A 14175-nucleotide genomic window follows, 5' to 3' on the forward strand; every position below is an offset into this window, starting at 1 on the left:
GCGGGCTCTGCGGGGGAGCGCGGCACGTACGGTGGTCGCATGCTCCGACGGATCCCGAGGTACCAGCTCGTCCTCGACGTCGTCCTCGCGGCGGCGTTCGTCGCCGTCCTCTCTCCCGGGTCGATCGGCGTCGCGGCCGCGAGCGCGTTCGGGGTCTTCTCCTTCGCGACATCCGAGGTCTCGCTCGTCCTCGTGGTCCTCATGGGCGCGGCCCTCGCCGTCCGGCGGCTCGCGCCCGGGCTCTCGCTCGCCGTGGCGTGGGCGGGCGCGATCATCCAGATGGGAGCCGGAGCCGCGGTCGAGCCCGGCGACATCGCCATCGCCTTCGTCGTCTACTGCACCGCGGCGTACGGCGGCCGCATCGTCCGGGCGCTGGGCCTCGCCTCCTCCATCGTCGGCGGCGTGGTCGCGGCCTCCTACCTGTCATACGCCTCGGGCCGCGTCCCCATCGGCAGCCAGGCGTTCAGCACGGGGGAGTGGACCGCGTTCGCGACCCTGTTCCTGTTCCTGCTCCTGTGCGCGTGGAGCGTGCTGCTCGCGTCGTGGACGGCCGGCCGCCTCGTCGTCGCGTCCCGCGCGTCGCACGCGAGCCGGGATGCGCAGGAGGCCGCCGAGCGCGACCAGGCCCGCGCGCTCCAGGACGTCGTCGTGGAGCAGGAGCGCAACCGGATCGCCCGGGACATGCACGACGTCGTCGCCCACTCGCTCGCCGTCGTGATCGCGCAGGCCGACGGCGCGCGCTACGCGCGACTGGTGGATCCCGAGGCGGCGGACGAGGCGCTGCGCACCATCTCCACCACGGCGAGGCAGGCGCTGGGCGACGTGCGGATCCTCCTCGCGCAGCTCCGGCACAGCGAGGACGACGCCCCGCAGCCCGAGCTCAAGGAGCTGAGCGACCTCATCGACCAGATGCGCTCCACGGGCCTGACCGTCGAGTTCGTCGAGTCGGGCCAGCCGGGCGAGTTCGGCACGGGGCAGCAGCTCGCCGTGTACCGCATCGTGCAGGAGGCGCTCACCAACGTGCTGCGCCACGGCGACGTCGGTCACCCCGTCGAGGTCGAGCTCGCGTGGGAGCCGGACGGCGTCTCGGTGTCGGTGCGGAGCCGGACGCTCCCGGATCCGGTGCGCCCCGCCCGCACCACGACGGGCATCATCGCCCTCCCCGTGCTGCCGCCCGCTCCCGCGACGCCCGCGCAGCCGGTCGGCCACGGCCTCGCCGGGATGCGCGAGCGCGCGACGCTCTCCGGCGGCCGCTTCTCGGCGGGCGTCCGCGACGGCGTGTGGACCGTCTCCGCGTGGATCCCGTTCGCGCCCGCGACCCGCCCCGTGCCCCGCGTGCCCGTCGCCGGCGCGGCCGTCGGCACGGGAGCGGACGCGCCGAGCCGCCCCCTGACCCTCGACGAGCTGTTCCCGCCGGAGGCCGCGGCCGCGGGCACCGCGACGCCCGGAGCGCCCGCCGCGCACGTCAGCCCGCACCGCACCGCTGCCGCCCGCGGAGCAGCCGCCTCCGCGGCGCGCCGCGGGCGCGACGACCGGCCTGCCGGATCCTGACCCGCCGCGCGCCGCGATAGCCTCCCCACGCCGACCCCGATCGAAGGACCCCCGTGCCCACCCCACCCATCCGCGTCGCCCTGGTCGACGACCAGGCCCTGTTCCGCACGGGCGTCCGCATGCTCATCTCCTCGCAGCCCGACCTGGAGTTCGCCGGCGAGGCCGCCAACGGGCAGGAGGCCGTGGAGCTCGCGCGCGCCGAGCGCCCCGACGTGATCCTCATGGACATCCGCATGCCGGTGATGGACGGGATCCAGGCCACGGCCGAGGTCCTGCGGGCGGCGGACGCGCGCGGCGAGCGCCCGCCGCGCGTCCTCGTCCTCACCACCTTCGACCTCGACGAGAGCGCCGCGCGCGCCATCCGGGCCGGGGCGAGCGGCTTCGTGCTGAAGGACGCCGACCCCGAGTTCCTGCTCGCCGCCATCCGCACGGTCCACGCCGGCAACTCGGTCATCGCGGCGTCGGCGACACGGCAGCTGCTCGAGCACTTCGACCCGGGCTCCCGGCCGCGGGTCGCGCCGCCCGCGTTCATGTCGCTCACCTCGCGCGAGCGGGAGATCTTCGTCCTCGCGGCGCGCGGCCTCAGCAACGCGGAGATCGCGCAGGCGGAGTTCCTCAGCGAGGCGACGGTGAAGACGCACGTGAGCCGCATCCTCGCGAAGCTCAGCCTCCGCGACCGCGTCCAGCTCGTGGTCTTCGCCTTCGAGCACCGGCTGAACGGATCCCCGACCCAGGGCTAGCCGCTCCCGACCGCCGGGGGCCCGCTCGCATCCCCGTCGGCTAGATTCCCTTCGCCTGTCCCGCTCCCATCGCCAGAGGACCACCGTGCTCCACGATCTCGAAGACCTGTCGCTGCTGAGCGCCTCGACGGTCACGGCCACCACACTCGCGCCCGTGATCGGCCTCGTCCTCCTGGCCGTCGTCGCGCGGCGGGCGCGCCAGGCGACCGGTGCGCGCGCCGCGGACCCCCGGCGCACCGCGGGCGAGCTCGCACTCGGCGCCCTCCTCGGCGCGCTGGGCGGCCTGGCCCTCGCCTTCGTGCTCGGCGACGTGATGGACCTGTTCGGAGTGGTCCTGTCCCTGCCGACGCGCGGCTGGACGGCGATCGGCGGCATGGGGCTCGGCATCCTGGTCGTCGCCGTCGCGCGCAGCGGCCGCAGCGTCACCGGGGTCGGCGGCACCGGGCGGCCGGCTCGCCGCCTCCGCGTCCTGCACCGCGTGCTGGCCGTCCTCGTGGTCCCCCTGGTCGTGCTCACCTCGGCCATCGGCATCAACGCGGACCTGCAGGAGTACCCGAACGTGGCGGCCGCGTTCGGCCTCACCCGCGTCGGTCCGCTCGACACGTCCGACCTCCCGTCGGCCCAGCCCGCGGAAGGGGAGCCCGCCCCGGACTCCACCGTGCCCATCGAGGAGTCGTGGACGCCGGGCGAGGAGCTCCCCTCGCACGGCCGCGTCGGGTCCGTGAGCATCCCGGGCACGCAGTCGGGCTTCACGGCGCGCGACGCCATCGTCTACCTCCCGCCGGCCGCGCTGGTGCCGGACGCCCCCGACCTGCCCGTGCTCATCGCGATGTCCGGGCAGCCGGGCAAGCCGCTCGACCTGCTCGCGTCCGGCCGCTTCGAGTCCATCCTCGACGCCTACGCCGCGGACCACCACGGCCTCGCGCCCATCGTGGTCATGCCCGACCAGCTGGGCGCATCGGACGCGAACCCCATGTGCATCGACTCGTCCCTCGGGAACTCGGAGACGTACCTCACGGTCGACGTCCCCGCGTGGATCCGCGGGAACCTCCGCGTCCTCGACGGCCGGACGTCGTGGGCCCTGCTCGGCTTCTCGCAGGGCGGCACGTGCGCCGCGCAGCTCGGGGCCGCGCATCCGGACGTGTACGGCTCCTTCGTCGACATCTCCGGCGAGATCGGCCCGTGGGCCGGCCCGAAGACCATCGACGTCGCCTTCGGCGGCTCGCACGACAGGTACGCGGCGTCGATCCCCTCGGCCGTCATGGCGAGCCGCGCGCCCTACGCCGACACCCAGGCCGTGTTCTGCGTGGGCGAGGAGGACTCCGGGTACCGTCCGGGCGTGGAGCAGGTGGAGGCGGCCGCCGTCGCCGCCGGGATCGACGCCCGGCTGAGCATCGCGCCCGGCAGCTCGCACGACTGGGGGACCGTGAAGTGGTGCACGGCCGACGCGCTCCCCACCCTCGGTCAGCGCCTGGGCCTCACCCGATGACCGCGCGCCCCCGCATCCTCACGCTCCAGGGCGCCGCCCGCGCGCTCCTGTCGCGCCTCGTCGCGCAGCCCGTGACCCTCGGCATCGCCGCGGTCATCCTCCTGCTCGCCGTGCTGCCCGCCGTCTCCGCCACGTGGCGCCGCGTCGTCCACCACGAGCTGGCGACCGGCTACGAGGCGGTCGTCGAGCGGGGCCACTGGTGGACCACCGCCACGGCGGCCTTCCTCACCGACGGACCCGTGGAGCTCGTCGTCTCGCTCCTCGCCGTGCTGGTGCTCGTCGGCGTCGCGGAGCACCTTATGGGCTGGTGGCGCACGCTCCTCGGGTTCGTGCTCACCGGCACCGTCGGCTCGCTCCTCGGCATCGCCGTGCAGGCGCTGGGGCTCGTGGACGGCGAGCTGTGGTCCCACGGCGTGCGGGGCATCGCGACGGCGGATCCGCTCACGGCGGTCGCGGGCGTGCTCGCGCTCTCGAGCGCGTGGGCCGGCGTCCTGTGGCGGCGGCGCATCCGCGTGGTGCTCGTCGTCGTGGTGCTCGTGTTCCTGCTCTACTCGGGCCAGCCGAGCGACCTCTACCGGCTCCTCGCGATCCTGGTCGGCGGCGTCGTCGGCGCGCTGCTGCACCGCCCGGCCGGAGGAGCGCTCTGGCAGCGCAGCTCCCATCACGAGGTGCGCGTGATCCTCGCGGCGGTCGTGGCGATCCTCGGGACCGGCCCCGCGATCGCGCTCCTGTCGCGCAGCCGCTACGGCCCGCTCGCCCCCATCGCGCTGCTGTTCGTCGACGACCGGGTGCCGGGCGACGCGATCTCCACCCGCTGCCTGTCGAGCGACTTCACGCACGACTGCCTGCAGGAGATCATGCTGGCGCGCATCGGCGGCGGGGTGGGTCCCATCCTCCTGTCGGTGGCGCCGCTGCTCGCGCTGCTGGTCGCCGCGTACGGGCTGGCGCGCGGGCGTCGCTTCGCCGTGTGGCTGGCCGTGAGCGTCAACCTGCTGCTCGCCGTGCTCTCCGCCTACGCGTTCGGGATGCTGGTGCACCGCGACATGGTCTCGCCGCGCCTGTCCGCGTCCCCGTCCGCGCACCCGGAGGCGGTGGCCGCGCTCGTCGCGTCGGTGGCGCTGCCGCTCGGCAGCGCGATCGTCCTCGTGCTCCTGCGACGGCACTTCACCATCCTCTCGACGGCCCCCGCCATCCGGCGCTTCCTCGTGACGACGGGCGTCGCCCTGGCCGGGCTCATGGCGCTGTTCGTGGCCACGGGGCTCGCGCTCTCCGACGCCTTCACACGGCCGGTCGACCTCAACGACCTGCTCGCCGAGGCCCCCGACCGCTTCATCCCGGCGTCGTTCCTCCGCGGCGAGTCGCTCGACTTCCTGCCGACCGACCCCATCACCGACGTCGTCTACCGCGGTGTCGGGCCGGTGTTCTGGATCATCCTGGTGATCGCGAGCCTGCGCGCCATCGCCGACGTCCGCATCGCCGCCGTGCCCCGGGCGCAGGCGCGCGTCATGCCGGCCCTCCGCCGCGGGGCCATCGGCTCGCTGTCCCACATGGCGACGTGGCCGGGCAACTCGTACTGGATCGCGGCCGACGGGCAGACGGTCGTGGCCTACCGCGTCGTCGGCAGCGTCGCGATCACCACGGCCGCGCCGCTCGGACCGCCCGAGGACGACCGCGCCCTCCGCGACGTCCTCGGCCAGTTCGCGCGCTTCGCCGACGACAACGGGTGGACGCCCGTCTTCTACAGCGTCCCCGCGTCGATGACGCCGCTGTTCCGCGAGATGGGATGGGAGACGCTCGTCGTCGCCGAGGAGACCGTCGTGCGCCCGGGCACCTGGCAGACCACGGGAAAGAAGTGGCAGGACGTGCGCACGTCCATCAACCGGGCGGATCGCGCGGGCATCCGCGCCGAGTGGACCACCTGGGCCGAGCTGCCCCTCGCCTGGGCGAGCCAGATCGAGCAGATGTCCGAGGAGTGGGTCGCGGAGAAGGAGCTGCCCGAGATGGGCTTCACCCTCGGTGGCGTGGAGGAGCTGCGGGATCCCGCCGTGCGTCTCATGCTCGCGATCGACGCGGACGACCACGTCCAGGCCGCGACGAGCTGGCTGCCCACCTGGCGCGACGGCGAGGTGGTCGGCTGGACGCTCGACTTCATGCGCCGGCGCCCCGACGGGATCAACGGCGTGATGGAGTTCCTCATCGCCCGCTCGGCCATGCGGATGAAGGAGGACGGCATCGAGTTCATGAGCCTCTCCGCCGCGCCGCTCGCGCAGACGCGGGCGGCCTCGACCTCGACCTCGACCTCCGGCGAGCAGGCGGACGCGGGCACCGGCGCGGAGCCGCAGGAGAGCGCGGTCGAGCGGATCCTCGAGTTCCTCGCCGACTCGCTGGAGCCGGTCTACGGCTTCCGCTCGCTGCTGGAGTTCAAGCGCAAGTTCCAGCCCGAGCTCGTGCCGCTGATCATGGCCTACCCGGACGCGACCGCCCTGCCGACCGTGGGTCTCGCGCTGACCCGCGCGTACCTGCCGTCGACGTCGGTGCGGGACCTGACGCGCGTGCTCCGCTCCGCGCGGTGAGCCCCGTCCGCCGGCCGCCGCGGGTGCGGACCCGCGCGGCGCCGGTGTACCGTGGTCGCATGCAGTCCGGCCGCCTCCTCCTTAGTCGCCGCGGCGAGGCCTGATCCGGCCCTCCTCGTCGCGGAGTCCCGTCACGGCTGACCCGACATCGACGAGGAGACGACCATGAAGAGCACGCAGACCCCCAGCGGGATGCCCATCCACAAGTACCGCCCGTTCCACGAGCAGATCGCCGTCGACCTGCCGGACCGCACCTGGCCCGCCCGCCGGATCACCCAGGCTCCGCGCTGGTGCGCGGTCGACCTGCGCGACGGCAACCAGGCGCTCATCGACCCGATGAGCCCCGAGCGCAAGCGCATCATGTTCGACCTGCTGGTGCGCATGGGCTACAAGGAGATCGAGGTCGGCTTCCCGTCCGCCAGCCAGACGGACTTCGACTTCGTGCGCAGCCTCATCGAGGAGGGCGCGATCCCGGACGACGTGACGATCCAGGTCCTCACCCAGGCCCGGGAGCACCTCATCGCCCGCACCTACGAGTCGATCCGCGGCGCGAAGCAGGCGATCGTGCACCTCTACAACTCGACGAGCGTGCTCCAGCGCGAGGTCGTGTTCCGCACCGACAAGCAGGGCATCATCGACATCGCGCTCGAGGGCGCGCGCCTCTGCAAGCGGTACGAGGAGACGATCCCCGACGTGGACGTCTACTACGAGTACTCGCCCGAGAGCTACACGGGCACCGAGCTCGAGTTCGCCGCGGAGATCTGCAACCGCGTCGTCGAGGTCTTCGACCCGACCCCCGAGCGCAAGGTCATCCTCAACCTGCCCGCGACCGTCGAGATGGCGACGCCGAACGTCTACGCCGACTCCATCGAGTGGATGTGCCGCCACCTCGACCGCCGCGACGAGGTCCTGGTGTCGCTGCACCCGCACAACGACCGCGGCACGGCCGTGGCCGCCGCCGAGCTCGGGTACCTGGCCGGCGCCGACCGCATCGAGGGCTGCCTCTTCGGCAACGGGGAGCGCACCGGCAACGTCGACCTGGTCGCCCTCGGCATCAACCTGTTCACGCAGGGCATCGACCCGCAGATCGACTTCAGCGACCTCGACGGGATCAAGCGCACCGCCGAGCACTGCAACCAGCTGGCCGTGCCCGAGCGGAGCCCATGGGCGGGCGACCTCGTCTACACGGCGTTCAGCGGATCGCACCAGGATGCCATCAAGAAGGGCTTCGAGGCCATGGCCGTCGACGCGGCAGCGCAGGGCGTCACCGTGGACGAGATCCCGTGGGCCGTGCCGTACCTGCCGGTGGACCCGCAGGACCTCGGCCGCTCCTACGAGGCCGTCATCCGCGTCAACTCGCAGTCGGGCAAGGGCGGCGTCGCCTACCTGCTGAAGGCCGACCACTCGCTCGACCTGCCTCGTCGCCTGCAGATCGAGTTCTCCGGCGTCGTGCAGGCCAAGACCGACGCCGAGGGCGGCGAGGTCACGAGCGCGCAGATCTGGTCGATCTTCCAGGACGAGTACCTGCCCGCGCCGCTCGACCGCGTGGAGGAGAAGTGGGGCCGGTTCGAGCTCACGTCCACCCGCACGTCGAGCGACATGGGCGGATCCGTGTCGCTGGAGGTCGAGCTCCGCGACGGCGACCGGGTGCGCGAGGCGTCCGCGTCCGGCAACGGGCCGATCGCCGCGTTCCTGAAGGTGCTCGCCGACCAGGGCGTCGACGTGCGCCTCCTCGACTACGTGGAGCACGCGCTCAGCGCGAGCGGCGACGCGCTGGCCGCGTCCTACGTGGAGCTCGAGGTCGAGGGCGTGCGCCTCTGGGGCGTCGGCATCGACGAGGACAGCTCGACGGCGTCGCTCGAGGCCATCGTCTCCGCCGTCAACCGGGCGATCCGCCGCACGGTGCGCGAGCCGGAGCTGGCCGCGGTCTGATCCCTCCCGCGTGACGCGCGATCACGACGGCCGGGCGGCGACGCCCGGCCGTCGTCGTGCGCGGCGGCGGATGCGCGCGCCCGCCCGCCCGCCCGCAGGATCAGCGCCGCGGTCGCGGTCGGCGCAGCGCCGTGAACCGCAGCCGGCTGAGCGCCCGCTGCTCCGGGAGGCTCCAGCCGAAGCGCACCGCGAGGAGCCGCGTCGTGGCCGTGACGGCCACGCAGACGATGGCCGCGACCCACATGGGCACGCCGAACGCCGCGAGCAGGACGACGATGACCGCGCCCACGCCCGCGGCGACCGCGTAGAGCGAGCCCACGTGCATCATCGCGATGGGCAGGTTGAGCAGCAGGTCGCGCACGAACGAGCCGCCGACGGCCGAGACGACGCCGATGAAGACCGCCGGCACCTCCGGGACCCCCGCTGCCAGCGCCTTCGACGTGCCGATGGCGCAGAACAGGCCGATGGTGAGCGCGTCGAGGGCGGTGATGACCGCGTCGAGGCGCGTGAAGATCCGCTCGAGCAGCATGCCGCCGAGGGCCGCGGCGACCGCGATGAGCATGAGCCAGTTGCTGGAGAGCGCGGCGGGCGTGACGTTGAGGAACACGTCGCGGAGGAGCCCGCCGCCGAGCCCGGTGGCCGTGCCGATGATGGCGACGCCGAGCAGGTCGAGGCGACGGTCGCGGAAGCCCGCCGCGAACATGGCGCCCTGGAGGCTGCCGATGCTGACCGCCAGGAGGTCGGCCCACAGCGGGATGGTGAGGGGGACGGGATCCATGGCCTCCCCTTGATAGCACAGCGCGGGTGCCCCGCCCGGACGCGTGACGCCAGGCGGCCCGGGCCCGTCCGCGCGGCGACGGCGGGGGAGCGCGGTCACGAGGCGGATAATCGAGGGGTGCCCCTCTACCGTGACGAGATCGTCGTCCTGCGCACCCACAAGCTGGGCGAGGCGGACCGGATCGTCACGATGCTCTCGCGCCAGCACGGCAAGATCCGCGCGGTGGCGAAGGGCGTGCGCCGCACGCAGTCGAAGTTCGGCGCGCGGCTGGAGCCGTTCATGGTCGCCGACGCCCAGTTCTTCGAGGGCAGGACGCTCGACATCATCACGCAGGCCGAGTCGATCGCCTCCTACGGCGCCCTCATCGCGGCCGACTACGGCAGCTACACCGCCGCCAGCGCGATGGTCGAGACGGCCGACCGCGTCACCGAGGACGAGGGCTCGCTCCAGCAGTACCTGCTCCTCGTCGGCGCGCTCCGGTCGCTCAGCCGCCGCGAGCACGGCGCGAGCCTCACGCTGGACTCGTACCTGCTGCGCAGCCTGTCGATGGCGGGCTGGGCGCCGAGCTTCCAGGACTGCGCGGTGACGGGCGCGCCCGGGCCGCACTCGGCGTTCGTCGTGCAGCTCGGCGGCGTGGTCGCGGACGCCGCCGCCCCGCCCGGATCCCCGCGGCTCGACCCCGACACGCTCGCGCTCCTCTCCGCCCTCCTCACGGGAGACTGGCCGCACGCCGAGGCCGCGACGCTGCGATCGCAGGCGCGTGCGAGCGGCGTGGTCGCGGCCTACGCGCAGTGGCACCTCGACCGGGGGATCCGCTCGCTCGGGCTCGTCGACCGCAGCGACGCCCGCCAGCTCCTGCCGCCCACCGAGCAGCCCGTGCCGCTCGACGCGCCCGACCTCGACGGCGCCGACCCGGATCCCGCCGCGGCCCTCGCCGCCGCGACCGCGTCCGTCGTCCGCTCGACGCCGCGCGACGCGGATCCCGAGCCCGACGCCCTGAACGCCACCCCCGCCGACCGCCCCCGAGCACAGGAGACGACCAGATGAGCCGACGCCCCGAGGTCCCCGGCCGCACCGACCTGCCGCTCGACTGGACCGGCGAGCGGCCGCCCGCGATCCCCGCCGACCTCGTGCCGAAGCACATCGCCGTCGTCATGGACGGCAACGGCCGCTGGGCCAACCAGCGCGGCCTGCCCCGCACCGCCGGCCACCAGGCGGGCGAGGAGGCCTGGTTCGACACCGTCGCCGGCGCCGTGCAGCTGGGCGCCACGCACCTGTCCGTCTACGCGTTCTCGACCGAGAACTGGAAGCGCTCGCCCGCCGAGGTGCGCTTCCTCATGGGCTTCAACCGCGACGTGATCCACCGCCGCCGCGATCAGCTGAACGCCTGGAACGTCCGGATCCGCTGGGCCGGCCGCCGCCCCCGCCTCTGGCGCAGCGTCATCGACGACCTGCAGGTCGCCGAGGAGATGACCAAGGACAACACCGGCATGACGCTCACGATGTGCATCAACTACGGCGGGCGCACGGAGATCGGCGACGCCGTGAAGCGGATCGCCGAGGACGTGGACGCGGGCAGGCTCAAGGCGTCGCGCGTCGACGAGCGCACGATCCAGCGCTACCTCTACCTGCCGGACGTGCCCGACGTCGACCTCTTCATCCGCAGCTCCGGGGAGCAGCGCACGAGCAACTTCCTGCTCTGGCAGTCGGCGTACGCGGAGATGGTGTTCCTCGACCGGCTGTGGCCCGACTTCCGCCGCAAGGACCTGTGGGACGCGGTGGAGAGCTACGTGCACCGCGACCGGCGGTTCGGCGGCGCGGTCGACGCGCACGCGGGCGACGGGGACGAGGGGTCCGCCGAGGATCCGGACGCCGAGGTCGAGGGCGACCGCGACACCGCCGCTCAGTAGCATCGGGACGTGAGCACACCCGAGACCGCGCCCCGCCCGTCCGCCTCCACCGCCGCCTCCGAGGGCGGCGACGCGCCCATCCGCGTGGGGATCGTCGGCTACGGCCTCGCCGGCCGGGTGTTCCACGCGCCGTTCCTGCAGGCGAGCCCCGAGTACCGCATCGCCCTCGTCTCCACCTCCGACGACGACCGCGCCGCGCAGGTCCGGGAGCGCCACCCGGGCGCCGACGTCGTCGCGTCCGCCGACGAGCTCTTCGCGCGCTCCGCCGAGCTCGACCTGGTGGTCATCGCGTCGCCCGCGTCCGCGCACCTCCGCCAGGGCCTCCAGGCGCTCGACGCGCACCTCGCCGTCGTGATGGACAAGCCGTTCGTCGCGACCGTCGACGAGGCGCTCATGCTCATCGAGCGCGCCGAGGCGCTCGGCGTCCCGTTCTCGGTCTTCCAGAACCGGCGCCTCGACGGCGACTTCCTCACCGTGAAGGCGCTCATCGCGTCGGGCCGCCTCGGCGAGGTCCACCGCTTCGAGTCGACCTTCGAGCGCTGGGGCGGACCCGTCCGCGATCGCTGGCAGGACCGCGAGACGCCGGCCGACGCCGCGGGCATCTCCTACGACCTCGGCAGCCACCTCATCGACCAGGCGCTCGAGCTGTTCGGCCCCGTCGCCGACTTCGCGGCCGAGCTCGCCACCGTGCGCGACGGATCCGCGAGCGACGACGACGCCTTCTACTCGCTGCTGCACGAGTCGGGCGTGCAGTCGCACATCACCGTCAGCCGCGTCGCCGCCCTGGCCGGCCCCCGCTTCCGCGTGCTCGGCACCGCGGGCGCGTACGCCGTGCACGGACTGGACCCGCAGGAACCGCTCCTCAAGGACGGCGCGGCGCCCACCGACCCCGGCTTCGGCGAGGCGCCCGAGGCCGAGTGGGGGACGCTCGTCGAGGCGGCGGGCGACCCGGCGGGGGAGCGGATCCCCACCGAGCGCGGCCGCTACGCGGACTACTACGCCGCGATGGCCGACGCCGTCCGCGGACGCGGGCCCGTGCCGGTGGAGCCGCGCGACTCCCTCGAGACCGTCCGCATCGTCGAGCTCGCGCACCGGCGGACCGCGGGCGACGAGGACTGAGCGCGGAGCGCCCGTAGACTGGGGGCCGCCTTTCCCGGCGACGCCGGCATCCGCCGGCCGGTCGCCGTCCGCCGACCGGGCACCCAGTCCGGCCCCACCTAGGAGCAAACGTGGCAACCCCCTCGCGTCTCGACCCGGTCATCAACCTCGCCAAGCGGCGCGGGTTCGTCTTCCAGGCGGGTGAGATCTACGGCGGCTCCCGCTCCGCGTGGGACTACGGGCCGCTCGGCGTGGCGCTGAAGGAGAACATCAAGCGCCAGTGGTGGCAGACCATGGTCAACGGCCGCGACGACGTCGTGGGCCTCGACTCCTCGGTGATCCTGCCCCGCCGCGTGTGGGAGGCGTCCGGCCACGTCGAGGTCTTCAGCGACCCGCTCGTCGAGTCGCTGCACACGCACAAGCGCTACCGCGCCGACCACCTCCTCGAGGCGTACGAGGCGAAGCACGGCCACCCGCCGGTCAACGGCCTCGCCGACATCAAGGACCCGGACACCGGCCAGCCCGGATCCTGGACCGAGCCGCAGAACTTCTCGGGCCTCCTGAAGACCTTCCTCGGCCCCGTCGACAACCAGGAGGGCATGCACTACCTCCGCCCCGAGACCGCGCAGGGCATCTTCGTCAACTTCGCGAACGTCCTGAGCGCCGCGCGCCAGAAGCCGCCGTTCGGCATCGGCCAGATCGGCAAGAGCTTCCGCAACGAGATCACGCCGCAGAACTGGATCTTCCGCACGCGCGAGTTCGAGCAGATGGAGATGGAGTTCTTCGTCGAGCCCGGCACCGACGCCGAGTGGCACCAGTACTGGATCGACGCCCGCTACGCCTGGTACACCGACCTCGGCATCGACCCCGAGAACCTCCGCCTCTTCGAGCACCCGCAGGAGAAGCTCTCGCACTACTCCACCCGCACGGTCGACATCGAGTACCGCTTCGGCTTCGCCGGCGGCGCGTGGGGCGAGCTCGAGGGCATCGCGAACCGCACCGACTACGACCTGCGCACGCACTCCGAGGCGTCCGGCCAGGACCTCTCCTACTTCGACCAGACCAAGAACGAGCGCTGGATCCCGTACGTCATCGAGCCCGCGGCCGGCCTCACCCGGTCGATGATGGCGTTCCTGGTCGACGCGTACCACGAGGACGAGGCCCCCAACGCGAAGGGCGGCGTGGACAAGCGCACGGTCCTCCGCCTCGACCGCCGGCTCGCGCCCGTCAAGGTCGCCGTGCTGCCGCTGTCGCGCAACGAGAAGCTGTCGCCGGTCGCGCGCGAGCTCGCCGCGGAGCTGCGCAAGGTCTGGAACATCGAGTTCGACGACGCGGGCGCGATCGGCCGCCGCTACCGCCGCCAGGACGAGATCGGCACGCCGTTCTGCGTCACGGTCGACTTCGACACCCTCGACGACCGCGCCGTCACCGTGCGCGAGCGCGACACCATGGCGCAGGAGCGCATCCCGCTCGACGACCTCATGGGGTACCTCGCGGGGCAGCTCATCGGGGCCTGATCCGCTCCACCCGCACGGCCGATCCGCCGTCCCTCGCCCGCCTCGCGCGGGTCAGGGGCGGCGGATCGTCAGCTCGTCCGTGATGTCGCCGACGGTCGCGCCGAGCGCGGCGACCAGCGCGTCGGCGTCGACGAGCGCCGAGACGCCGTGCTCGCCGCCGCCCATGCCGATCCGCCGGCCGGCGACGCGCTCGTCCGCGTAGACGGGCAGCTCCCCGTCCGCGCCGAGGGGCGTGATGCTGCCGCGCTCGTAGCCCGTGGCCTCGAGCGCCACCTCGGGGGACGGCATCGAGAGCTTGTTGACGCCGACGAGCGCGCGCAGCTTCGGCCAGCTGATCTGCCGGTCGCCCGGCACGAGCGCGATGAGCAGCCCGCCGTCGTGGCGCTTCACCACGAGCGACTTCACGAGGTGGGACGGCGCGATGCCGAGTCCGCGGGCCGCCTCCTCGAGGGATCCCGCGTCCGGGCGGTCGACGACCTGGACGTCCATTCCGAGGCGGGCGGCGTGGGCGAGCACGCGGTCGCGTCCGCGCGGAGCGGCGGCGTCGGATGCGGGCGGGACGGGGGACGGGGTGCTGTCGGCCATGC

General features: G+C 73.5%; 10 protein-coding genes and 1 pseudogene. 9 read left to right on the plus strand and 2 right to left on the minus strand.

What is annotated here, in order from left to right; translation table 11 throughout:
- The first annotated feature begins 39 nt into the window (after positions 1-39).
- The 5 genes from KYT88_RS08135 (at position 40) to leuA (ending at position 8285) form a co-directional block, all read left to right on the plus strand.
- Positions 40-1551, plus strand: a complete 1512-nt coding sequence (locus KYT88_RS08135; RefSeq protein ID WP_043586978.1) for a sensor histidine kinase — start codon at positions 40-42, stop codon at positions 1549-1551.
- 53 nt (positions 1552-1604) lie between these two features.
- A complete protein-coding gene (locus KYT88_RS08140; protein WP_012038260.1) occupies positions 1605-2291 on the plus strand; it encodes a response regulator in 687 nt (228 codons plus the stop codon).
- An 85-nt stretch (positions 2292-2376) separates the two neighbouring features.
- Positions 2377-3780: an alpha/beta hydrolase gene (locus KYT88_RS08145; RefSeq protein ID WP_043586976.1), complete on the plus strand. Its 1404-nt coding sequence runs from the start codon at positions 2377-2379 to the stop codon at positions 3778-3780.
- Positions 3777-6353, plus strand: a complete 2577-nt coding sequence (locus tag KYT88_RS08150) for a bifunctional lysylphosphatidylglycerol flippase/synthetase MprF (RefSeq protein WP_043586974.1) — start codon at positions 3777-3779, stop codon at positions 6351-6353. Before KYT88_RS08145 ends, KYT88_RS08150 begins: the two co-directional genes overlap by 4 nt.
- 165 nt (positions 6354-6518) lie before the next feature.
- Positions 6519-8285, plus strand: a complete 1767-nt coding sequence (gene leuA, locus KYT88_RS08155; protein WP_043586972.1) for a 2-isopropylmalate synthase — start codon at positions 6519-6521, stop codon at positions 8283-8285.
- 100 nt (positions 8286-8385) lie between these two features.
- On the opposite strand, the gene KYT88_RS08160 is transcribed toward leuA, so the two are convergent.
- A complete protein-coding gene (locus tag KYT88_RS08160; protein WP_043586970.1) occupies positions 8386-9063 on the minus strand; it encodes a trimeric intracellular cation channel family protein in 678 nt (225 codons plus the stop codon).
- A 117-nt stretch (positions 9064-9180) separates the two neighbouring features.
- On the opposite strand from KYT88_RS08160, the pseudogene recO reads away from it, so the two are divergent.
- The 4 genes and pseudogenes from recO to KYT88_RS08180 all read left to right on the plus strand — a co-directional run.
- A pseudogene (gene recO / locus KYT88_RS08165) lies at positions 9181-9894 on the plus strand (DNA repair protein RecO); the annotation flags it as partial.
- 212 nt (positions 9895-10106) lie between these two features.
- Positions 10107-10973 carry an isoprenyl transferase gene (locus KYT88_RS08170; protein WP_043586967.1) on the plus strand — a complete coding sequence of 289 codons (867 nt, stop codon included), beginning with the start codon at positions 10107-10109 and terminating at the stop codon, positions 10971-10973.
- A 9-nt stretch (positions 10974-10982) separates the two neighbouring features.
- Positions 10983-12092: a Gfo/Idh/MocA family protein gene (locus KYT88_RS08175; RefSeq protein WP_051629377.1), complete on the plus strand. Its 1110-nt coding sequence runs from the start codon at positions 10983-10985 to the stop codon at positions 12090-12092.
- A 110-nt stretch (positions 12093-12202) separates the two neighbouring features.
- On the plus strand, positions 12203-13588 hold the full coding sequence (locus KYT88_RS08180; RefSeq protein ID WP_043586965.1) for a glycine--tRNA ligase: 1386 nt from the start codon (positions 12203-12205) through the stop codon (positions 13586-13588).
- A gap of 51 nt (positions 13589-13639) precedes the next feature.
- Here KYT88_RS08180 and KYT88_RS08185 read toward each other — a convergent pair whose 3' ends face one another.
- Entirely contained in the window at positions 13640-14173 is a 534-nt protein-coding gene (locus KYT88_RS08185) for an aminoacyl-tRNA deacylase (RefSeq protein ID WP_043586964.1), read from the minus strand.
- Positions 14174-14175: the final 2 nt, after the last annotated feature.

It is taken from the genome of Clavibacter sp. A6099 (genome assembly GCF_021919125.1).
Taxonomy (GTDB): domain Bacteria; phylum Actinomycetota; class Actinomycetes; order Actinomycetales; family Microbacteriaceae; genus Clavibacter; species Clavibacter seminis.